The following is a 20358-nucleotide window of genomic DNA, read 5'->3' on the forward strand; positions in this document are numbered from 1 at the left end:
CCCACCGTGATCTGACGGGTTGGCACTGAGCGTCAACCTGTCCCCTGAGCTGCGATGATGTATCTCTCTTCGATAACGTCTGGGTGATCATTCGGTGGAGGGCGGAACGTACGGACAACGGTCGTGCGTTCCTGACACCACGGGGGTGGAACAGCGGTGCGTATCCGGCTCGCGGCCGGAGCGCGTGCGCTGCGATGAACGTAGAAGACCGAGAAATCGAAGAAGACGACGAAGGGGCCGCTGCACATGGCTGGACTCGCGCAATCCGGGTCGAACCCCGACGTCGAGCTGCTGTACGACATCAATGGCCTGGCCAAGTCCGCCCCGCACTGGTTCGACCAGGTCATGGCGTATGTCGGTGAGTACGGACTCCTGCTCGCGTTGGTGCTGCTGGGACTCGGGTGCTGGTGGTCTCTCCGGCGGCGGTCGGCGAGCGCGGAGGAGGCGGTCTCCGGGGTCGCCGCCCTGATCTGGGCGCCGCTCGCGGCCGGGGTCGCGGTGCTGGTCAATGTGCCGATACGGGGGTTCGTGGAGCGGCGCCGGCCGTTCCTGGACCATCAGGGGCTCGAAGTGCTGGTCACCGGCAAGACCGACTTCTCGTTCGTGAGCGATCACGCGACGATCGCGATGGCGCTGGCCGTGGGGATCTTCGTCGCGCACCGGCGGTTCGGGCTGGCCGCGATCGGGGTCGCCCTGGTCGAGGGGTTCTGCCGGGTGTACATGGGGGTGCACTACCCGACCGACGTGGTGGGCGGACTGGCGCTGGGCACGGCCGTGGCGCTGCTGCTGTCGCCGGTGGCCACCGCGCTGCTGACGCCGGTGGTGCGGGCGGTCGAGGCGTCGCCCCGGGTGGGGTTCCTGGTGCGGCGGCGGGTCTCGGGGGTCGAGACGGTGATTCCGGGGTCCCGGGGTGGGGACGCCGACGCGGATGCGCAGGCCAAGGAGAAGGATCTCGCGGCGTAGGGCCTTGCCTGGGTGTGAGGGGCGCCGTTCGGGTTGTTGGCGGGGGGCTGGTGCGGGTGCGTCGTGGTTGCCCGCGCAGTTCCCCGCGCCCCTTTAGGGGGATGGGCGCCGCCGCTTAGGGGGATGGGCGCCGCCGCCTGATCGCAAGGGGTGGGGGCTGGTGTAGCGTCGGCGAGGGCTGTGCTATTTGTCCCTTTTGACTGCCATGTGCGCTCACATCTTCTCCCCGCTTTCTCCTCTCTTTCTCCTCACCTCCCCCTTCGCCCGCTGCTTCGTCGTGGTGCCCGGGGGACGGAACCGTCACGTGCTCTCCCCGTGAGCATTCCGTGACCTAACCACAACGTCTATATGGGTTCACTCCCCGTTCACTTCTGGCCATAGGCGCCTTCACCTGATCTGCCTAATTTCGGCCTTACCGATGTGAGGTGCTCTCGAACTCGCGTCCGCATCGCCAAGACTTCGCACGCCGCCGATTCAGGACGGCGGCTCCTGGAAGGAACTCCCGAAAGTGAAGCTTCAGCGCATGAACCGGCGGGCCCTCTCCCTCGGTGCTCTCGCCGTCTCCGGCGCCCTGGCCCTCACGGCGTGCGGCACGGACGACACCGGTAGCAGCGGCGGCGACAGCAGCTCGTCGTCGGCCGCGGCGGCCGGCAGCATCCAGTGTGACGACGCCTCGGGCCAGATTCTCGCCGACGGCTCGTCCGCGCAGAAGAACGCCATCGACGCCTGGGTGAAGAACTTCACCCAGGCCTGCACCGGTGTGCAGATCAACTACAAGGGCGGTGGCTCCGGCGCCGGTGTGACCGCGTTCACCCAGGGCACCGTCGCCTTCGCCGGTTCGGACTCCGCGCTGGCGCCCGAGGAGATCGAGGCGTCCAAGGAGGTCTGCTCCGGCGGCCAGGGCATCGACCTGCCGATGGTCGGCGGCCCGATCGCGGTCGGCTACAACGTGCCGGGTGTCGACAACCTGGTGCTGGACGCCCCGACCCTCGCCCAGATCTTCGACAACAAGATCACCAACTGGAACGACGAGGCCATCGCGAAGCTCAACCCCGACGCGACGCTGCCCGACCTGAAGATCCAGGCGTTCCACCGCTCCGAGGACTCCGGCACCACGGACAACTTCACCAAGTACCTGATCGAGACCACCCCCGACAACTGGAAGTACGAGGGCGGCAAGGCCTGGCAGGCCGAGGGCGGCCAGGCGGCATCCGGTTCGTCCGGCATGGCCCAGCAGGTGAAGCAGAACTCCGGTGCCATCGGCTACATGGAGCTGTCCTACGCCAAGGACCTGTCCGTCGTCTCCGTCGACACGGGTGCCGCCGCCCCGGTCCCGGCCTCCGTCGACGGTGCCACCAAGGCCATCGCCGACGCCAAGGTCGTCGGCACCGGCAAGGACCTGGCCCTGGAGCTGAACTACGCCACCCAGGCCGACGGCGCCTACCCGATCACCCTGGTCACCTACGAGATCGTCTGCGACGCGGGCAACAACGCCGACACGCTGCCCGCCACCAAGGCATTCCTGACCTACATCGCGAGCGAGGAGGGCCAGCAGGTCCTCGCCGAGAACGACTACGCCCCGATGCCGGCCGACATCATCGCCAAGGTCCGTACCACCGTTTCCGAACTGAGCTGACCCAGCGTGCGGTCCGGCCCCCGTCCACGGGGCCGGGCCGCACCGTCCGGTGCACCGCCGCCCGGAGCCGCTCACTGATCGCGGCTTCATCGAGCCGCCCATCAGGGACGGTTCCGCAGACCGGAGAACCCGATGGACATAACGACGAAGAACACCGACGCGCCTCCCCCCACCCCACCGCCCACCCTCACCGAGCAGAAACGCAACGCCCGCGGCGCCACCCGCCCCGGGGACCGCATCTTCCTGGCCCTCACCCGCGGGTCGGGCATTCTGCTGCTCGCCGTCATGGCCGCCATCGCCGGCTTCCTCGCCTGGCGCGCGTCCATCGCGATCAGCCAGGACGAGGGCAACTTCCTCACCACCTTCGAGTGGAACGCCAACCTCCAGCCGCCGGTCTTCGGTATCGCGGTGCTGGCCTTCGGCACCGTGGTGTCGTCGGTCATCGCCATGGCCATCGCGGTCCCGGTCGCCGTCGCCATCGCGCTGTTCCTCACCCACTACGCCCCGCGCAAGCTGAGCGGCCCCATCGCGTATGTGATCGACCTGCTCGCCGCCGTGCCGTCCATCGTGTACGGCCTGTGGGGCGCCCTGGTCCTGGTGCCGTACATGGACGGCCTGTTCGGCTGGCTGGACCAGTTCTTCGGCTGGACCGGCATCTTCGAGTGGCAGGGCGGTGCCCCGCGCTCGATGCTCACCGTCGGCATCCTGCTCGCCATCATGATCCTGCCGATCATCACCAACGTGAGCCGCGAGGTCTTCCGGCAGGTCCCGCAGATGCACGAGGAGGCGGCCCTGGCCCTCGGCGCCACGCGCTGGGAGGTCATCCGCATGGCCGTGCTGCCCTTCGGCCGCTCCGGTGTGATCTCCGCGTCGATGCTCGGCCTCGGCCGCGCGCTCGGCGAGACCATGGCCGTGGCGACCGTGCTCTCCCCGAGCTTCACCATCGGGGCCAGCCTGCTCGACCCGGGCGGCGGCACCTTCGCCCAGAACATCGCCAGCAAGTTCAGCGAGGCCACGCCGTTCGGCCGGGACGCGCTGATCGCCTCCGGCCTGGTCCTGTTCGTCATCACCCTGCTGGTCAACGGCGCGGCCCGCGCGATCATCGCCCGCCGCAAGGAGTACTCGGGGGCCAACGCATGAGCCACGCAGCCGTCGTCACCGCCAAGAAGCCCGGCTCACTGCACGGTGGCAGCCTGCCCAAGTGGTCCCCCTGGGCCATCGCCGGCGCCTCCGTGGTGCTCGGCATCGGCATCGGGCTGATCGCCGGCCTGGACAGCCGGATCCAGTGGGGCCTGATCGCCGCGATCCTGTTCCTCGTCCTCACCTTCGCCCTCGCCACCAAGGTCGAGGGCAGGCGCCAGGCCAAGGACCGGATCGCGACCGCGCTGGTCTGGGTCGCCTTCCTGCTCGCCGTGGTACCGCTGGCCTCCCTGGTGTGGGAGACCGTCAAGCGCGGCGTCAAGGTCCTCGACGTCTACTTCCTGACCCACTCCATGGGCGTGGTCGCCGACACCGAGGTGGGCGGCGGTGCGTACGCCGCCATCCTCGGCAGCCTGGAACAGGTCGGCCTCGCCACCCTGATCGGCGCCCCGATCGGTGTCTTCACCGCGATCTACCTGGTGGAGTACGGGCGCGGCAAGCTGGCCAAGTCCATCACCTTCTTCGTCGACGTCATGACGGGCATCCCGTCGATCGTCGCCGGTCTGTTCATCCTCAGCATCATGCTGATCTTCGACATGCAGCCGTTCGGTTTCGCCGGCTCGCTCGCCCTGGCCATCCTGATGATGCCCGTGGTCGTCCGCTCCACCGAGGAGATGCTCAAGCTCGTACCCAACGAGCTGCGCGAGGCCTCGCTGGCGCTGGGCGTGCCCAAGTGGCGCACCATCCTGAAGGTGGTCCTGCCCACCGCCATCGGCGGTATCACCACCGGCATCATGCTGTCGGTCGCCCGTATCGCGGGCGAGACCGCCCCGGTGCTGCTGCTGGTGTTCGGCAATCCCTTCATCAACGCCAACCCGTTCGAAGGCGCACAGGCGTCGCTGCCGCTGTTCATCTACCAGCAGTACGCGAACAGTGCGGGTTCGGAGGCGGCGTACGACCGTGCCTGGGCGGCCTCGCTGACCCTCATCGCGTTCGTGATGATCCTGAACCTGCTGGCCCGCGGCATCGCCCGCTGGAAGGCCCCGAAGACCGGTCGCTGACGCGGCCACGAAGCGACCGATCTCCGAAAGAAGCAGTGATTTCCATGGCCAAGCGCATCGATGTCAGCGGCCTCAGCGCCTACTACGGCTCCTTCCGGGCCATCGAGGACATCTCGATGACCGTCGAACCCCGCTCCGTCACGGCCTTCATCGGCCCGTCCGGCTGCGGCAAGTCCACGTTCCTGCGCACGCTCAACCGGATGCACGAGGTGACATCCGGCGGCCGGGTCGAGGGCAAGGTCATGCTCGACGACGAGAATCTGTACGGTGCCGGGATCGACCCGGTGGCCGTGCGGCGCGAGGTCGGCATGGTCTTCCAGCGGCCCAACCCGTTCCCCACGATGTCGGTGTACGACAACGTGGCGGCGGGCCTGCGGCTCAACGGCTCGTACAAGAAGGCCGAGCTGGACGGCATCGTGGAGAAGTCCCTCAAGGGCGCGAACCTCTGGAACGAGGTCAAGGACCGGCTGAACAAGCCGGGTTCGGGGCTGTCCGGTGGTCAGCAGCAGCGGCTGTGCATCGCCCGTGCGATTGCTGTCGAGCCCAATGTGCTGCTGATGGACGAGCCCTGCTCGGCTCTCGACCCGATCTCGACCCTCGCCATCGAGGACCTGATCGGTGAACTGAAGGAGCGGTTCACGATTGTCATCGTGACGCACAACATGCAGCAGGCGGCGCGGGTGTCCGACCGGACGGCGTTCTTCAATCTGTCGGCGGTGGGGCAGCCCGGCAAGCTCATCGAGATAGACGACACCGAGCGGATCTTCTCCAATCCGTCCGTCCAGGCGACCGAGGACTACATCTCCGGGCGCTTTGGCTGATCCAGGCCCCTCGCGGTGCTGCATGGCGGTGCCACCGTGAGGTCGAAGAGGGCCCGTCCCCTGCGGGGGGCGGGCCCGTTTCGTTGCGCCCAGGGGGGCGGGGGGTGTGGTGGTCTGGCGAGTGCGGGTGCGTTGTGGCTGGTCGCGCAGTTCCCCGCGCCCCTAGGAGGTGGGTGGTGTCAGGCCGGGTGCGGGTGCGGGTGCGGGTGCGTCGTGGCTGGTCGCGCAGTTCCCCGCGCCCCTAAGAGCTTCGGGTGCGGGTGCGTTGTGGCTGGTTGCGCAGTTCCCCGCGCCCCCAAAAAAGCAGGGGTTCCCCAGCGGGTTTCTTTTAGGGGCGCGGGGAACTGCGCGAGTAACCACGACGGAGGCCGCGCGTAGGAGACTCGTGCAACCGCCCCTACAAGAACGCCAGTTTCACAATTCCGAAGCTCGCGGCAGCGACCAGCGCGGCGGCCGGCATCGTGATGAACCACCCCAGCACAATGTTCTTGGCGACACCCCACCGCACCGCGTTCACCCGCTTTGTCGCGCCGACGCCCATGATCGCCGACGTGATCACATGCGTCGTGGAAATCGGCGCCTTGAAGATGAACGCCGTGGTGAACATGATCGCCGCGCCCGTGGTCTCGGCGGCGAATCCCTGCGGCGGGTCGAGTTCGATGATCTTCCGGCCCAGTGTGCGCATGATCCGCCAGCCACCGGCGTACGTACCCAGCGAGAGCGTCACCGCGCAGGCGATCTTCACCCAGATCGGAATCGGGTCGCCCTGGTCCTCGACATCGGCGATGACCAGGGCCATCACCACGATGCCCATGGTCTTCTGGGCGTCCTGGAGGCCATGACCGAGAGCCATCGCGGCGGCCGAGACGGTCTGGGCGATCCGGAAACCGCGCTTGGCCTTGTGCGGATTGGCACGCCGGAATATCCACATGATCGCCGTCATCACCAGATAGCCGACGACCAGACCCACCACCGGCGAGATGAACATGGGGATGATGATCTTGTCGACCACCCCGTTCCAGTACACCTGCGTCCCGCCCGCGAGCGCGGCGCCCACCAGGCCGCCGAACAGGGCGTGCGAGGAGGACGAGGGCAGGCCGTAGTACCAGGTGATCAGGTTCCAGGTGATCGCGCCGAGCAGCGCGGCGAACAGGATGCCCATGCCCGTCGAGCCCTCGGGCGTCTCGATCAGGCCCTCGGAGACGGTCTTGGCGATACCGCTGCCCAGGAACGCGCCGGCCAGATTCATCACCGCGGCCATCAGCAGCGCGGCCTTGGGGGTCAGCGCCCGGGTGGAGACGGAGGTGGCGATGGCGTTCGCCGAGTCGTGGAAACCGTTGGTATAGGTGAAGAACAGCGCGACCAGAATGGTCACGACCAGGGCAAAGGTGTCCATGGCCGGGTTCAGGACTCCTTGACCGCGATGGTCTCCACCGTGTTCGCCACGTGCTCGAAGGCGTCGGCCGCCTCTTCCAGCACATCCACGATCTGCTTCAGCTTGAGCACCTCGATGGCGTCGTACTTGCCGTTGAAGAGATGGGCGAGAAGCTTCCGGTGGATCTGGTCGGCCTGGTTCTCCAGGCGGTTGACCTCGATCCAGTATTCGGTGAGGTTTTCCATCGTGCGCAGATGGGGCATCGCCTCGGCGGTCAGTTCCGCGGCCCGTGCCAGCACCTCGATCTGCTGCTCGACACCCTTCGGCAGTTCCTCGACGTTGTAGAGGACGACGAGGTCGACTGCCTCCTCCATGAAGTCCATGATGTCGTCGAGGGAAGACGCGAGGGAGTAGATGTCCTCGCGGTCGAAGGGCGTGATGAACGAGGAGTTCAATTGGTGGAAGATCGCGTGTGTGGCATCGTCACCGGCGTGTTCGGCTGCCCGCATGCGCTCCGCGATCTCGGCCCGGGCAGACGCGTCCGCCCCGAGCAGTTCCATCAGGAGTTTCGAGCCCGTGACGATGTTGTCCGCAGAAGCGGCGAACATGTCGTAGAAGCTCGTCTCCCTGGGGGTAAGACGAAAGCGCACGTGGGGTCCTCTATGTGCTTCGGTTTCGGTCAGGGTGATGCTAGGCGCATCATCCGGCCACGGCTAATGGGCCGTCCCCCAGTGTCGCCCATAAAGCAGACTTGTCCTCACGGGGGCGCTACGAGGGGTGGGACCGGCCCTGCTGTGCGGTGTTCCGTACGGCGTTGGCCAAGGCACCTATACCCAGGAGAATTCGGTACCATATACCCAGTAGGGGTATGTGTCTGGAGCGGGAGGACGCGATGACGACCACAGAGGCCGGCGCGGGAGCGCCCTCCGTCCCCGTCACGGAGGACGTGGCGGACGCGGCGGTCGCGGTCACGGACCACGACCGCGGGGTGCACGGCTACCACAAACAGAAGGACGAACACCTCAAGCGGCTGCGCCGGATCGAGGGCCAGATCCGCGGTCTGCAACGGATGGTCGACGAGGACGTCTACTGCATCGACATACTCACCCAGGTCTCGGCCTCCACCAAGGCGTTGCAGTCCTTCGCGCTGCAACTGCTGGAGGAGCATCTGCGCCACTGTGTGGCCGACGCGGCCGTCAAGGGCGGCGGCGAGATCGACGCGAAGGTCGAGGAGGCGACGAAGGCGATCGGCCGGCTGCTGCGCACCTGAGTGATCGGTGAGATGTGAGTGACGTGGGTGGCGTGGACCTGACGTAGACGTGACGTATATGTCCTGGACATCCCGAGATCGGCGTGTGGCTGAAAATGGCGGGCGGTGCGCGCGAGCGACCGCCCGTCTCGCTGTGCCGGGGCGCCCGCGGGGGCTCCAGGGGGCTCAGCCGGTGCCCGCAGGGGCTCGTCGGCGCGCGGGCTCAGTCGCCCTGTGCGCCCCGCTCCTCCGCCACCCGCAGCACCTCGTCGATGCTCTCCAGGCTGAGCCGGTCCTCGTGCGCCGCCGAGGCGGCGATGATCAGCTCCCCGCACAGCTCGATCTCGGCGAGTGCCACGTGGTCCTGAACTGCCGTACCGCCGACCGGAGCCACGTGCGTCACCTCGTCCCTGCCGTCACCGACTTCCTAGAGTAGGGACAGGTCTACACAACGCGCATGGCACGGAAGGGCTAGTTCTTGCGCCCCTGTGCGCCCCTTACGCCCGGCGCGTGCGTGCGCTAGAGGGCCCGGCCTGGCCGGACCCTAGTCCTCGGCGATCTTGCCCGCGTAGATGTCCGCGCTCTTCGGCAGGCGTACGTCGACGGGGGTGCCGAAGTCGTACAGCACCGTCGTCGAGGCGACCGCGACCGTGCCCGTGGCGCGTCCGCCCGCGAAGCTGAAGCGGTGCTCGACCTTGCGGATGCGCCCGGCGTCGTCGAGGAACACCTCGAACGGCACCTCGGGGGTGGCGAACCCTTTCGCCGCCGCGTGCAGCGCGTCCCGGCCGCCCTCGGAGGCGCCCTTCGCGGCCAGCGCCAGATCGGCGGTGCCCCGGTAGTGCCGTACCGCCGTGCCCTCGACCTCGGTCCGGCCGACGTAGGACGCCGTACGCGTCCCGCGCAGCACCTCGGCGGCGGCGAACGGGTCGGTGGCGCCGCCGGTGACGAGATTGCCGTCGGACAGGGTCGCCGTCTCCACCCGGACCCATTTGTCGGCGGGCACGCCGGCGCCCCGGTTCTTCATGAAGAGGGCGCCCGGCGCGAGGAGTTCGGTGATCGGGCGGCGCCCGTCGTTGCCCGCCGGGTCCTCGGGCAGCCGGACCCGCAGCTCGCCGAGCTGGCGGGTGTAGTCGTAGACGCCCTCGCCGCGGATGGTGACGCGGGTGCCGCCGGTGGCCATCTCCATCGACGTACGGGCCTTGGAGCTGCCCGCGGCGAGCAGGGCGTCGGCCGCCCTGTGCAGCACCGGGACGGGGTCGGCGGCGGGACGGGGGTCGTCGGCTGCGGGGCGCTCGCCCGCGCAGCCCGTGGCGGCCAGGCAGACACTGACCATGAGTCCCGCGACGACCGTCCCGCCCGCCCTGCCGTGCCGCTGCCGCCGCTCCATCCCGCTGCCCCCAGCCATCCGCCGGACCTCGCCGTGTCGTTCCGGTCGTTCCGGATAACGACGGGCAGGCGGGGGCCGTCACGCCCGCGCGACCCGGGGGGACCGTGCGCCGGGGCGCACAAGGGGCCTGACACCGGCCTGACGCCCGCCCTACGCACTCTTCACCCCGTCTCGGTACGGTGGACGACGTGACCCCCCAGGACCGGTCCGTCGCCCCACAGGACGATCCGGAACACAGCATCAGCATGGTCGAGCAGGGCCCGTTCTGCGTGGCCCGGTGCAGTTGCGGCTGGCGCAGCCCCGCGCGGCGGGCGCGCAGCCTGGCCCGGACGGATGCGCGGACGCATCGCGGGGACGGCTGAGGACCGGGGCCGGGCCCTAGGCGCGTTCCAGGGCCCGTACGACGTCGTCCACCAGGTCCGCGTCCCGGGGCTGGGTCAGACGGGTGCGGGCCTCGGCGGGGGTGAGCCACAGGATCCGGTCGACCTCGCGGTTGGGGACGAAGGCGCCGGTGACCGCCTCGGCGGCCCAGTAGCGGACCTCCTTGGGGCGGCCGGCCACGAGATAGCGCAGGGTGGGCAGCTCGGTGCCGGGCGCGGCCGTGTACCCGGTCTCCTCCGCCACCTCCCGCAGTGCGCCGGTCAGGGCGTCCTCGCCGCGCTTCAGCTTGCCTTTCGGATGCGACCAATCGTCGTATTTCGGGCGATGGACGAGGCAGACGCGCAGTTCGCCGTCGGACGGCGAGCGGCGCCACAGGACGCAGCCGGCCGCCAGGACCGGGGTGTCGTGCAGGGTGGTCACTCTCCGCTCACCGTCCTCGCGAGTACCGGATCAGAGTGTTCATACCGGGTCAGGGTGTTCGTACGGTCTCCTTCTGCCACGCCTGCTGGAACGCGAACCGGGCCGCCTCGACCTCGTGACGCTGATCGGCGTGCAGCACCCCGAGGGCGTACGCCGTCGCCGGGGCGATGCGCGGGGTGCGCGCCGCCTGTGCGGCGGCCGCGGCGGCCTCGGAGGCGTCGCGGTGCCGGTTGAGCGCCCGGCCGGACTCCAGGAGGCGGATGTCCACGGGGGTGCCGGCGGGGCCGTGCAGCACCTCCAGGGCGTAGCGGTGCAGGCGCAGCAGGAGGCGGACCTGGTGCCAGGGGGCGTCCTGGGGGTGGGGGGAGGGGTCGGGGGAGAGGCCGTGGACGAGGGCCTCCGCGTTGTAGGGGTGGCCGGCGGTGACCAGGGGGAGGGCGGCGATGGCGTCCGTGAGGCGTTCCTGGGCGGCGAGGGCGGGCTGGCGGAGGTCCGTGGCGGGGGCGGTGGGGGTGAGGGGGACCTCGCTGGCCAGGACGGCGACCTTGTCGGCGACGGCGTGGAAGCGGCTGCTGCCGAGGGCCTGGAGGGCGGTGGAGTGGGCGCGGGTGCGGGCAAGGGTGAGCTGGCGGTCGAGGAGGGCGCCTGCTTTGGCGGCGCCCACGGTGAGGTTGCCGCGGTCGGGGGTGGGGGTGGGGGTGGTGCGGTCGGGGGTGGAAGTTCCGCCCGTCGCGGGTGCCTCCCCCACGCTCGGCTTCGCTCGCGCGGGGGCACCCCCACCGCCCACCCGTGCCGCCCCAGCGGCACGACTGCCCGCAGCTACGTGGGGGATGCGGCTGCCCGCGGCCAGGTGGGCGGCGCGACTGCCCGCGGGCACGTCCGGGGCGCGACCGCCCGCAGCCCCAGCCCCATCCGTGGCGCGGCCCCCCGTCGGCAGGTCAGGGTCCGGGGTGCTGGGCTTTGCCGGTGCGGGCTGGGGTGGGAGGGCGGAGCCCGACAGGCGGTGGAGGGCGTTGAGCAGGCGGTCCAGGCGGGACACGTAGGCGTGTTCCAGGGCGAGGGTGCCGGAGAGCCAGGCCAGTTCGGGGCGCATGCCTTCCGACCAGTCGGGGTCGAGGAAGGGGCGGAAGGTGTGCAGGCTGCCGCTGATGCGGCGGGCCGAGCGGCGCAGGGCGCGCGCCGCGTCGACGGACTCCTCCGTGCCGTTGCCGTGCGCCCCCGTGCCGGTCTCCCGGTGGAGCCGCAGGGCGCGGAGGAACTCCATGGCCTGGGCGCGCAGATAGCCCGCGAGGGCCTCCCCGGTCACCGCCCCGGCCATCGGGTCCGTCGGATCAAGGTGTTGCTGTGCCACGCCGGCGCCTCCGGGCGTCTATGAGCATCTCCTGGATGTTCCGCAGGGGCCCGCCGTCGGCGTCGGTCGCGTGCCGGGTCCACTCGCCGTCCGGGCCCAGGTGCCAGGACGCGGTGGCGTCGGACATACCCGTCTCCAGCAGCCGGTTGAGGGCGGCGCGGTGGGCCGGGTCCACGACCCGCACGAGGGCCTCGATGCGGCGGTCGAGGTTGCGGTGCATCATGTCGGCGCTGCCGAGCCACACCTCGGGTTCGCCGCCGTTGCCGAAGCCGAAGACCCGGGAGTGTTCCAGGAAGCGGCCGAGGATCGAGCGGACCCGGATGTTCTCCGACAGCCCCGTCACTCCGGGGCGCAGCGCGCAGATGCCGCGCACCCAGACATCGATCGGCACGCCCGCCTGCGACGCCCGGTACAGGGCGTCGATGAGGGCTTCGTCGACGATCGAGTTGACCTTGATACGGACATACGCGGGACGTCCGGCACGGTGGTGCTGGACCTCCTTGTTGATCCGTGAGATCAGGCCGTCCCGCAAGGAGCGGGGGGCGACCAGCAGCCGGCGGTAGGTCTCCCGGCGGGAGTAGCCGGAGAGCCGGTTGAACAGGTCGGACAGGTCCGCGCCGACCTGTGGGTCGGCGGTCAGCAGACCGAGGTCCTCGTACAGCCGGGCGGTCTTGGGGTGGTAGTTGCCGGTGCCGACATGGCAGTACCGGCGCAGTGTCTCGCCCTCCTGGCGGACCACCAGGGACAGCTTGCAGTGGGTCTTGAGGCCGACCAGGCCGTAGACGACATGGCAGCCGGCCTCCTCCAGCTTGCGGGCCCACTCGATATTGGCGTGCTCGTCGAAGCGGGCCTTGATCTCCACCAGGACCAGGACCTGCTTGCCCGCCTCCGCGGCCTCTATCAGCGCGTCCACGATGGGGGAGTCGCCGGAGGTGCGGTACAGGGTCTGCTTGATGGCGAGGACGTCGGGGTCCTTGGCCGCCTGCTCCAGGAACGCCTGGACGGAGGTGGAGAAGCTGTCGTACGGGTGGTGCAGCAGGACGTCGCGCTGGCGCAGGGCGCCGAAGATGTCGGGCGCGGAGGCCGACTCGACCTCGGCCAGGTCGCGGTGGGTGCCCGCGATGAACTTGCGGTACTTCAGCTCGGGCCGGTCCAGGCCGTGGATGCGGAACAGGCCGGTGAGGTCGAGCGGGCCGGGCAGCGGATAGACCTCGGCCTCGGTGATCTTCAGCTCGCGCACCAGCAGGTCGAGCACCTCGCGGTGGATGGACTCCTCGACCTCCAGGCGGACCGGCGGCCCGAAGCGGCGCCGCATCAGCTCCTTCTCCAGGGCCTGGAGCAGGTTCTCGGCGTCGTCCTCCTCGACCTCAAGATCTTCGTTGCGGGTGATCCGGAAGGCGTGGTGCTCCAGCACCTCCATGCCCGGGAACAGTTCCTCCAGGTGGGCGGCTATGACGTCCTCGATGGGGACGGACCGGCCGGGGGAGCTTTCCAGGAAGCGGGAGAGCAGCGGCGGGACCTTCACCCGGGCGAAGTGCCGGTGGCCGCTGACCGGGTTGCGGACGACGACGGCCAGGTTCAGGGAGAGGCCGGAGATGTAGGGGAAGGGGTGGGCCGGGTCGACGGCGAGCGGGGTGAGGACCGGGAAGATCTGGTGCCGGAAGAGAGTGAACAGGCGGGCCTGCTCCTTCTCGGTGAGTTCGTTCCAGCGGACCAGGTGGATGCCTTCCTCGGCGAGGGCCGGGGCGACGTCCTCGTGGAAGCAGGCGGCGTGCCGGGCCATCAGCTCGCGGGAGCGGGCCCAGATCATCTCCAGCACCTGGGTGGGCTGGAGGCCGGAGGCGGAGCGGGTGGCGACGCCGGTGGCGATGCGGCGCTTCAGTCCGGCCACCCGGACCATGAAGAACTCGTCCAGGTTGCTGGCGAAGATCGCGAGGAAGTTGGCGCGCTCCAGGAGCGGGGTGTTCGGGTCCTCGGCGAGTTCCAGGACGCGCTCGTTGAAGGCGAGCCAGCTGCGCTCCCGGTCCAGGAAGCGGCCCTGCGGCAGCTGGTCCCCCTCGCCGGACTCCTCGTACGCGTCGAGGTCGGCGTCGATGTCGGGCTCCAGATCGGAGACCGTGGCGGCGACCGTGTTCGTGCGGTGGGCCGCGATGGAGCCCACGGAGGGCTGCGGGTGCTGGATCTCTGCGTCGGGGGTGGTTTGCTGGCTCATGGACCCATTGTTCCGCGCGCGGACGCCAATGGGCGCGTCGGAGCGCGCGGGCGGGAGCGGCGCGGGCGGGAGCGCGACGACGATCGCCTCGGGCGGCGGCGACGGCTCGGGCACGGCGGGGTTCATTCGCTGAGCGTCGCAAGACCGTCTGAATCAACGGTTACGGAGACATGACGTGCGGGATAGCGGGGGGCGGCTCGCAGGGGATCTCCGCAGCGTGGCCGCGCTCTTTCCGTACCTCCCCGAACATACGTCCCACAATCGCCCGGCCTAGGGCCTCCTCGCCGTGACCGGGCTCTATGAGGCTTTCCTGAGAGGCCCCCGTGGACCGCGAGAAGCGGCCTTATATCGGGCAAACAAGGTTCTGCCGGGCTTCTCAGCGAGCGCTCAGGAAGCTCTCATGGGCGGCGGACAAGCTCATGGACATGACCGAGAGCTTCCGCCGCGACGGCGAGTACGACAGCGAGTACACGAACCCTCACCAGGGCGCCCAGCAGCACGCTTCCTCGCCCGGGGAGTCGCCCGGGGACCCCTACCAGGCCGCGGACCCGTACCAGGGGGCCGCGCAGGACTCGTCCTCCTCACCCTCGGCCCCCTCCGCGTCGGACACCCCCTCCGAGACCTTCTCGCAGGCATCGGCGACGTCTCCCGTGAACCCGGAGTGGCCCCCGCCGCCCCCGTACCAGCCGATGACCGGACAGCCGGAGCCCGGCACCGGGGGCACCGCACTGCTGAACGAGCCGGTCGCCCGTTCCGCCCGGCGGGGGCGCGGCCGGGGTCCGGTGGCGCTGATCGCGGCCGTGGCGATAGTGGCGGCGATGATCGGCGGCGGCACCGCGTACGGCATCCAGGAGCTGACCGGCGGCAACGACACCGTCGCCAGCTCCTCCTCCAGCACCAGTGTGGTGCCGTCCAGCCAGCAGGGCACGGTCGCGGGGGTCGCCTCGGCGGTCAGCCCGAGCATCGTCGAGATCAACGCCACCTCCAACGCCGGCTCCTCCACCGGCTCGGGCGTGATCATCACCAGCGACGGCGAGATCATCACCAACAACCACGTGATCACCGGCGCCTCCCAGATCCAGGTCGTCACCGACGACGGCAAGCAGTACAGCGCGACGGTCGTCGGCACCGACCCGGCCAAGGACCTCGCCCTGATCAAGCTGGACGACGCCTCCGGCCTCAAGGCGGCCACCCTCGGCGACTCCGACGGTGTCCAGGTCGGTGACGAGGTCGTGGCGATCGGCTCGCCCGAGGGCCTGACCGGCACGGTGACCAGCGGTATCGTCTCCGCGCTCGACCGCGATGTGACCGTCTCCACCAGCGAGGAACAGCAGCCCCAGCAGCAGGGCGGCGGCTGGCCGTTCGAGTTCGGCGGCCAGCAGTTCAACGGCGACACCGGGTCGTCGACGACGACGTACAAGGCCCTCCAGACCGATGCCTCGCTCAACCCGGGCAACTCCGGCGGCGCGCTGATCGACATGAACGGCAACATCATCGGGATCAACTCGGCCATGTACTCGGCGGCCGGTTCCTCCTCCACCGCGGGCAGCGTGGGCCTCGGCTTCGCCATCCCGATCAACACCGTGAAGAGCGACCTGGACACCCTGCGGGCGGGCGGCAGCGGCAGCTAGCCGCCGCGGTGACGGCCGCCGCACACGGAGATCAGCGGCAGCACCGGCACCACGACGGCGGCAGCACCGGCACCACAACGACGGCAGCACCAGCAGCCAGGAGCACGACCAGTACGACCAGTACGACCAGCTAGGAGTACGACATGCGCTACCAGATCGACAGGGTTCAGCGGGTCGAGCACAGCACCCCCGGCCATGACCCGGCCGGATTCGCCCTCGCCCTGGAGGTGGCCGGCCGACTGCACGGGCCGGTCACCAGGGCCCCCGAGCTGGCGCCCGCGGGCAGCCCCACCGGCACCCACCGCGCCCCGGCCCGGCGCCGACGAGCCCTGCGCGGCTGAGATCCACCGCGGTGCCGTACGACGACGACATTCCGGCACGACCGGCTGACGTGCGAGGCTGAATGCTGAGAACGTCGGACCGGCCCCTTCCCACCGCACCCGAGGACATGAGCATGAGCCCCGCCGATGGCGACCGCGACCCCCAGCGCATCCTGATCGTCGACGACGAGCCCGCCGTGCGCGAAGCGCTCCAGCGCAGCCTTGCCTTCGAGGGCTACGACACCCAGGTCGCGGTCGACGGCGCCGACGCGCTGGAGAAGGCCGGCGCCTACCGGCCCGACCTGGTGGTCCTCGATATCCAGATGCCCCGCATGGACGGCCTGACCGCCGCCCGCCGGATCCGCGGGGCGGGCGACACCACCCCGATCCTGATGCTGACGGCCCGGGACACCGTGGGTGACCGGGTCACCGGCCTGGACGCCGGGGCGGACGACTACCTGGTCAAGCCCTTCGAGCTGGACGAACTGTTCGCCCGGATCCGCGCGCTGCTGCGCCGCAGCACCTACGCGTCGGCGAACGGCAACGTGCCCGACGACGAGGCGCTCTCCTTCGGCGATCTGCGGATGGATCTGGCGACGCGGGAGGTGACGCGCGGCGTGCGGCAGGTCGAGCTGACCCGTACCGAGTTCACCCTGCTGGAGATGTTCATGGCACACCCGCGCCAGGTGCTCACCCGTGAGCAGATCCTGAAGGCGGTCTGGGGCTTCGACTTCGAGCCGTCCTCCAACTCCCTCGATGTGTACGTCATGTATCTGCGCCGCAAGACCGAGGCGGGCGGCGAGCCGCGTCTCGTGCACACCGTGCGGGGCGTGGGGTATGTCCTGCGCCAGGGCGGCGCCGAGTGAACAAGGTCGCCCGCCGCCTGCGGTCCCTGCCGATCCGGTCCCGGCTGGCCCTGCTGGTGGCGGCGGCGGTGGCGTTCGCGGTGGCGGCCGTGTCGGTGACCGCCTGGTTCGTGGTGCAGCAGAAGCTGTACCAGCAGGTGGACACGCAGCTCGACTCGGCCAATCTGCAACTGAGCGAGGCACAGCTGTCGGCGCTGCTGAACGCGTGTCCGCAGGAGGTGGCGGACACCCCCGGGGACCTGCAACCCAGGGACTACTACATACAGGTCACCAAGGTGGACGGCACGGCCTGCGTCTTCAGCAACTCGACGGGTGTCCTCGACGTCATGTCCCAGGACCAGGAGGTGGCGGCCAACCCCGAGCGCAATCCCGTCTTCCACAACACCACGGACACCGAGGGCAACGAGGTACGGGTGAAGACCTCGCCGATCACCTTGCGCATCGGCCCCGTCTCCCAGCCCGTCCCCGATGTCGCCCTCCAGGTCGGGGTGCCGCTGAAGGAGACCTACAACACCCTCAACGAACTCGCGCTGGTCCTGCTCTTCGCCTCCGGCGTGGGCGTCCTCGGCGCGGGCGCCGCCGGGCTCGCCGTGGCCCGCGCCGGACTGCGCCCCGTCGACAAGCTGACGGAAGCCGTCGAACACGTGGCCCGCACGGAAGACCTCACCGTCCGGATCCCCGTCGACCAGGACAGCGAGGACGAGGTCGCCCGGCTCTCCCGGTCCTTCAACTCCATGAACTCCGCGCTGGCCAGATCCCGCGAACTCCAGCAACAGCTCATCGCGGACGCGGGGCACGAACTGCGCACCCCCCTCACCTCCCTCCGTACCAACATCGAACTCCTCACCCGCAGCGAGGAGACCGGCCGCCCGCTCCCGGAGGCCGACCGCAAGGCGCTGCTCGCCTCCGTCAAGGCGCAGATGACCGAGCTGGCCGCGCTGATAGGCGATCTCCAGGAGCTGTCCCGCTCGGAGGGCCAGCGCGGTGAGCGGGTGCAGGTGGTGTCGTTCGAGGACACCGTCGAGAGCGCCCTGCGCCGGGCCCGGCTGCGCGGCCCGGAGTTGACGATCACCGCCGACCTCCACCCCTGGTACGTCCGCGCGGAGCCCGCCGCGCTGGAGCGGGCGGTCGTCAACATCCTGGACAACGCGGTGAAGTTCAGCCCCGAGGGCGGCGCCATCGAGGTCGTGCTGGGCAGTGGCATCCTCACCGTCCGCGACCACGGCCCCGGCATCCCCGACGAGGAACTCCCGCACGTCTTCGACCGCTTCTGGCGCTCCCCGAGCGCCCGCGCGCTCCCCGGCTCGGGCCTGGGCCTGTCCATCGTGGTCCGTACGGTCCACGAGGCGGGCGGCGAGGTCACCCTGGCCCACGCGGAGGGCGGCGGCACGGTGGCGACGGTACGGCTGCCGGGGGCGCCGATGCCCCCGCCGGAAACGCCGGAGACATCGGAGATGCTGTAGCACCTTCGTTGGAACAACCGCAGCACAGCCGTAGCCGCAGCACGGCCGTAGCTCAGCCGCAGCACGGCCGGAGAACGGACGAGAGGCGGGACCCGGTGACCCGGACCCCGCCTCGTACGTCACTTCTCAACACTTCTCAACCGACACGGCTACGGCTACGGCTAGCGCACGACGGTGATCCGGTCCGCCGCGGGCGGCGCGATCGGGTCGGCGGCCGATGAGTTCGCCGTCAGATACTGCTCCAGCGCGGCCAGGTCGTCCGAGCCGACCAGGTCGTTGGTGCCGAGGGCGAGGGTCGGGAAGCCGTCGCCGCCGCCCGCGAGGAAGTTGTTGGTGGCGACGCGGTAGACGGCCGAGGGATCGACCGGGGAGCCGCCCAGCCTGATCGAGTCGGTGACCACCCGGTCCGCGCCCGCCTTGGTCAGATCCAGTGTGTACGTCAGTCCGGCGGACGGCTGGAGGATCTTCGGGACGGCCGCGTTGGCCCCGCTGACCTGCTCCTTCAGCACCTGGATCAGCTGGGCGCCGGTGAGATCCTGGAGATTGACGGTGTTGGCGAACGGCTGGACCGTGAAGCCCTCCGCGTATGTCACCACGCCGGCACCCTCGCCCGCCGTGGCCGCGTAGGTCAGGGGCGCGCGGATGCCGCCGGGATTCATCAGGGCGACATCGGTCTCCGGATCCAGGCCCTTGCCGTGGGCGAGCTGGGCGTCGGCGATGAGGTCGCCGAGCGGGGACTCGGTGCCCGAGTTGCTGATGTCGGCGGAGACATAGCCGATGGCGCGGTTGCCGATGGGGGCGGCGAGGGTGTTCCACTTGCCGATCAGGGACGTCATGTCGGGCGCCTTCTCCACGTCACGGCTGACGACGTGGTTGGCGGAGGTGACCGCCGTACGGGCGATGTCCCCGGTCCACCGGTCGTAGGTCAGCGTGGTGTCGGTGTAGAGGCGGCCGAAGGACGAGGCCGAGGTGACCATACGGGGGTTGCCCGCCGGGTCCGGGACGGTGCACACGTACGCGGCGTGGGTGTGGCCGGTGACCAGCGCGTCGACCTGCGGGGAGACGTTCTCGGCGATCTCGGCGATGGGGCCGGAGATGCCGTCGCCTGCGCCCGGGGAGTCACAGTCGTAGTTGTACGACGACGAGGCCGGGAAGCCGCCTTCGTGGACGAGGGCGACGATGGACTTGACACCCTGGCGCTGAAGCTCCTGGGCGTACTTGTTGATGGTCTCGACCTCGTCCTTGAAGGTGAGGCCCTGGACGCCCTCGGCGGAGACGATGTCGGGCGTGGCCTCCAGGGTGACGCCGATGAAGCCGACCTTGACGCCGTTCTGCTTCCAGACCCAGTAGGGATCGAGGACCGGCTTCTTGGTCTTCTCGTCGAGGACGTTGGCGGCGAGGTAGGGGAAGTCGGCGCCCTTGAACTTCTTGTCGGTGTAGCAGCCCGCGGTGGGGTGGCAGCCGCCGTCCTGGAGCCGGGTCAGTTCCTGGACGCCCTCGTCGAACTCGTGGTTGCCGACCGAGGTGACATCGAGGTCGAGCTTGTTCAGCGCCTCGATGGTGGGCTCGTCGTGGAAGAGACCGGAGATCAGCGGGGAGGCGCCGACCAGGTCGCCGCCGGCCGCCGTGATGGAGTACTTCTCGCCCTCCCGGGCTTCGCGCAGATGCGTGGCGAGGTACTCGACACCGCCCGCGTCGATGGTCTGCGTGGTGCCGTCGGGCTGGACCTCGGTGACCCGGCCGGAGGATCCGGCGGGCGGCTCCAGGTTGCCGTGCAGGTCGTTGAAGGACAGCAGTTGCACGTCCTGGTAGCGGCCCTGCTTCTGCTGGGACTCTCCGGCGCTGGCGGTGCCGGGGAGCGCGGCGGCGGCGAGCGCGCCCGCGGTGGTCAGGCCGGCGACGGCGACGAGCAGCCGGGTCCGGCCGCGTCTGGCGCGGCGGTCGGGCTGATGGGTGGTGAGTGGCATGCGCCCCCCTGTGGGTCTGCGTGCGTGGATCTGCCGGTAGGCCCGGGGCCCGCTGAGGTAGAGGCCCCGTCCGGGCGGCAGCCTAGGGTCAACGCGCGTAGCGCGACAGGGGGTA

General features: G+C 69.9%; 19 protein-coding genes. 11 read left to right on the forward strand and 8 right to left on the reverse strand.

The features are described 5' to 3' along the window. Positions 1–246: 246 nt before the first annotated feature. The 5 genes from ACFRFC_RS31100 (at position 247) to pstB (ending at position 5621) form a co-directional block, all read left to right on the forward strand. Complete coding sequence (locus ACFRFC_RS31100; RefSeq protein ID WP_382683805.1) at positions 247–963, forward strand: phosphatase PAP2 family protein; 717 nt, start codon at positions 247–249, stop codon at positions 961–963. A 508-nt stretch (positions 964–1471) separates the two neighbouring features. After that, complete coding sequence (gene pstS, locus ACFRFC_RS31105) at positions 1472–2599, forward strand: phosphate ABC transporter substrate-binding protein PstS (RefSeq protein ID WP_382683808.1); 1128 nt, start codon at positions 1472–1474, stop codon at positions 2597–2599. A gap of 132 nt (positions 2600–2731) precedes the next feature. Beyond that, positions 2732–3739: a phosphate ABC transporter permease subunit PstC gene (gene pstC, locus ACFRFC_RS31110; RefSeq protein WP_382683811.1), complete on the forward strand. Its 1008-nt coding sequence runs from the start codon at positions 2732–2734 to the stop codon at positions 3737–3739. Next, complete coding sequence (pstA, locus tag ACFRFC_RS31115) at positions 3736–4800, forward strand: phosphate ABC transporter permease PstA (protein WP_382683812.1); 1065 nt, start codon at positions 3736–3738, stop codon at positions 4798–4800. The genes pstC and pstA overlap by 4 nt, the downstream gene beginning before the upstream one ends. Before the next feature lie 44 nt (positions 4801–4844). Further along, positions 4845–5621 (forward strand): phosphate ABC transporter ATP-binding protein PstB, encoded by a 777-nt coding sequence (gene pstB / locus ACFRFC_RS31120; RefSeq protein WP_382683815.1) that lies wholly within the window; start codon positions 4845–4847, stop codon positions 5619–5621. A 397-nt stretch (positions 5622–6018) separates the two neighbouring features. Here the strand turns inward: pstB and ACFRFC_RS31125 are convergent, their stop codons facing one another. Both ACFRFC_RS31125 and ACFRFC_RS31130 read right to left on the reverse strand, forming a co-directional pair. After that, positions 6019–7017 carry an anion permease gene (locus ACFRFC_RS31125; protein ID WP_382683818.1) on the reverse strand — a complete coding sequence of 333 codons (999 nt, stop codon included), beginning with the start codon at positions 7015–7017 and terminating at the stop codon, positions 6019–6021. A gap of 8 nt (positions 7018–7025) precedes the next feature. Next, positions 7026–7646, reverse strand: coding sequence for a DUF47 domain-containing protein (locus tag ACFRFC_RS31130; RefSeq protein WP_020269925.1), 621 nt, complete (start codon positions 7644–7646; stop codon positions 7026–7028). A 242-nt stretch (positions 7647–7888) separates the two neighbouring features. Between ACFRFC_RS31130 and ACFRFC_RS31135 the strand changes: the two genes are divergently transcribed. After that, positions 7889–8266 carry a metal-sensitive transcriptional regulator gene (locus ACFRFC_RS31135; RefSeq protein WP_382683820.1) on the forward strand — a complete coding sequence of 126 codons (378 nt, stop codon included), beginning with the start codon at positions 7889–7891 and terminating at the stop codon, positions 8264–8266. Between the two features lie 202 nt (positions 8267–8468). Here the strand turns inward: ACFRFC_RS31135 and ACFRFC_RS31140 are convergent, their stop codons facing one another. Further along, positions 8469–8648 (reverse strand): hypothetical protein, encoded by a 180-nt coding sequence (locus tag ACFRFC_RS31140; RefSeq protein ID WP_382683823.1) that lies wholly within the window; start codon positions 8646–8648, stop codon positions 8469–8471. A 141-nt stretch (positions 8649–8789) separates the two neighbouring features. Then, positions 8790–9650 carry a hypothetical protein gene (locus tag ACFRFC_RS31145; RefSeq protein ID WP_382683825.1) on the reverse strand — a complete coding sequence of 287 codons (861 nt, stop codon included), beginning with the start codon at positions 9648–9650 and terminating at the stop codon, positions 8790–8792. A 170-nt stretch (positions 9651–9820) separates the two neighbouring features. Between ACFRFC_RS31145 and ACFRFC_RS31150 the strand changes: the two genes are divergently transcribed. Further along, positions 9821–9994 (forward strand): hypothetical protein, encoded by a 174-nt coding sequence (locus ACFRFC_RS31150; protein WP_382683828.1) that lies wholly within the window; start codon positions 9821–9823, stop codon positions 9992–9994. A gap of 16 nt (positions 9995–10010) precedes the next feature. Here the strand turns inward: ACFRFC_RS31150 and ACFRFC_RS31155 are convergent, their stop codons facing one another. Genes ACFRFC_RS31155 through ACFRFC_RS31165 form a run of 3 tightly spaced genes read right to left on the reverse strand, consistent with a single transcriptional unit; the run spans position 10011 to position 14122 of the window. After that, positions 10011–10433: an NUDIX hydrolase gene (locus ACFRFC_RS31155; protein ID WP_382683831.1), complete on the reverse strand. Its 423-nt coding sequence runs from the start codon at positions 10431–10433 to the stop codon at positions 10011–10013. A 49-nt stretch (positions 10434–10482) separates the two neighbouring features. Further along, a complete protein-coding gene (locus ACFRFC_RS31160; RefSeq protein WP_382683833.1) occupies positions 10483–11784 on the reverse strand; it encodes a CHAD domain-containing protein in 1302 nt (433 codons plus the stop codon). After that, complete coding sequence (locus ACFRFC_RS31165; RefSeq protein WP_382683836.1) at positions 11765–14122, reverse strand: RNA degradosome polyphosphate kinase; 2358 nt, start codon at positions 14120–14122, stop codon at positions 11765–11767. Before ACFRFC_RS31165 ends, ACFRFC_RS31160 begins: the two co-directional genes overlap by 20 nt. Positions 14123–14421: 299 nt before the next feature. Between ACFRFC_RS31165 and ACFRFC_RS31170 the strand changes: the two genes are divergently transcribed. The 4 genes from ACFRFC_RS31170 (at position 14422) to ACFRFC_RS31185 (ending at position 18276) form a co-directional block, all read left to right on the forward strand. After that, on the forward strand, positions 14422–15627 hold the full coding sequence (locus ACFRFC_RS31170) for a S1C family serine protease (protein ID WP_382683839.1): 1206 nt from the start codon (positions 14422–14424) through the stop codon (positions 15625–15627). Between the two features lie 143 nt (positions 15628–15770). Then, positions 15771–15968, forward strand: a complete 198-nt coding sequence (locus ACFRFC_RS31175; RefSeq protein WP_382683841.1) for a hypothetical protein — start codon at positions 15771–15773, stop codon at positions 15966–15968. Between the two features lie 113 nt (positions 15969–16081). Further along, positions 16082–16813: a response regulator transcription factor gene (locus ACFRFC_RS31180; RefSeq protein WP_382683844.1), complete on the forward strand. Its 732-nt coding sequence runs from the start codon at positions 16082–16084 to the stop codon at positions 16811–16813. After that, positions 16810–18276 carry a sensor histidine kinase gene (locus ACFRFC_RS31185; RefSeq protein ID WP_382683847.1) on the forward strand — a complete coding sequence of 489 codons (1467 nt, stop codon included), beginning with the start codon at positions 16810–16812 and terminating at the stop codon, positions 18274–18276. The genes ACFRFC_RS31180 and ACFRFC_RS31185 overlap by 4 nt, the downstream gene beginning before the upstream one ends. A gap of 161 nt (positions 18277–18437) precedes the next feature. Here ACFRFC_RS31185 and ACFRFC_RS31190 read toward each other — a convergent pair whose 3' ends face one another. Further along, the gene (locus tag ACFRFC_RS31190; protein ID WP_382683849.1) at positions 18438–20243 is read right to left on the reverse strand and encodes a bifunctional metallophosphatase/5'-nucleotidase; all 1806 of its coding nucleotides are present in this window, start codon (positions 20241–20243) and stop codon (positions 18438–18440) included. Positions 20244–20358: the final 115 nt, after the last annotated feature.

The sequence above is a fragment of the Streptomyces sp. NPDC056734 genome, from assembly GCF_042790455.1.
Classification (GTDB): Bacteria; Actinomycetota; Actinomycetes; order Streptomycetales; family Streptomycetaceae; genus Streptomyces.